Below are 1,302 nucleotides of genomic sequence, written 5' to 3'. Positions count from 1 at the left end.
TGCGCATCGGCGATGAAACGGTCTTCGCCAATGTCCCAATCCCAGGTGCCGACGGCGTCGGTGGCGGCGAGGGCCAGTTGCAGACGCTCCTCGGACTGGCGCTGGGCCTTGAGGCTTTCTTCGGAACGACGCTGCAATTCCAGGGCAATGCGTCGGCGCTCGTTGGTTTCGATGGCGGTGATCAGAATCCCGGCCACCTGTGCGGTTTCATCGCGAATCGGGCTGTAGGTCAGATCCAGCCAGAAATCGGTTTTCTTGCCGTCGCGTTGCACGCTGAACCGCTGCTCGCTGAAGCTGCGCACCTGACCCTGCAGCACCGCCTGGTAAATCGGCTCGGAAAAGTCTCGTACTTCCGGCCAGACCTCATGCGTCGGTTGCCCGAACGCTTCGGGATGCTTGCTGCCAGCGAGCAGGGCGAAACCATTGTTGTAGATCTGCGTGAGTTGCGGGCCCCATAACAGCAGCATCGGCATCGGCGAATGAATCACGATGTCCACCGCTGTGCGCAGGCTCTGCGGCCAGGTGCCGGCAGCGCCCAGCGGGCTGCGGCTCCAGTCGGTGCGGGCAATCAGGGCCTGGGCGTCGTCAACGGCGGATACAGCGTTCATTACTTCAATCCTGAGCGTGGTTCGGTGAGACGGGGTCTATCATTGTTGCAGGAGCCGCGCCAAGCGTAGGCCAATTCTGCTCATTCAATGCTTCGCGGGTGCTTTCAGCCATGGAAATCGATGCACTGTTGTCAATATTGTCGCAAAAAAACGGCTCGGATCTGTTCCTCTCTACTGGCGCGCCCCCGAGCGCTCGCATTGACGGTGTGCTGACGGCGTTGCGCGAGCAGCCATTCAAACCCGGTGAAACCGCAGCCATCGCCACCTCCCTGATGGACGCCGAGCAGCGCCGGGAGTTCGACCGGGATCTGGAAATGAACCTGGCAATCTCCCGAACGGGCGTCGGGCGATTCCGGGTGAACATTTTCAAGCAGCGCAATGACGTCTCGATCGTGATCCGCAACGTCAAGGTCGACATCCCGCGATTCGAAGACCTGAAGCTGCCGCCAGTGTTGCTGGAAACGGTGATGCTCAAACGTGGCCTGATTCTTTTTGTCGGCGCGACCAGTTCAGGCAAATCGACTTCGCTGGCGGCACTCATCGATCACCGCAACCGCCACAGTGCCGGGCACATCGTGACGATCGAAGACCCGATCGAATATATCCATCGGCACAAGCGCTCGATCATCAATCAGCGTGAAGTCGGCGTCGATACCCGAAGCTTTCATGCGGCTTTGAAGAACACTCTGCGCCA

General features: G+C 59.9%; 2 protein-coding genes. One reads left to right on the top strand and one right to left on the bottom strand.

Going from position 1 to position 1,302, the window contains the following annotated elements; genetic code table 11:
* The coding region (locus D6877_RS16860; protein ID WP_153189069.1) for a PAS domain-containing protein at window positions 1-608 on the bottom strand (608 nt) is incomplete at its 3' end.
* 110 nt (window positions 609-718) lie between these two features.
* Here D6877_RS16860 and D6877_RS16855 point away from each other — a divergent pair.
* Window positions 719-1,302: ATPase, T2SS/T4P/T4SS family (locus D6877_RS16855; protein WP_178083700.1), on the top strand; the 584-nt coding region annotated here is incomplete at its 3' end.

The sequence above is a fragment of the Pseudomonas sp. Sample_9 genome (assembly GCF_004307535.1).
Lineage (GTDB): Bacteria > Pseudomonadota > Gammaproteobacteria > Pseudomonadales > Pseudomonadaceae > Aquipseudomonas > Aquipseudomonas mercuritolerans.
The sequence above is the reverse complement of the archived record's forward strand: the minus strand, read 5'-3'. Positions and strand labels throughout refer to the sequence as shown.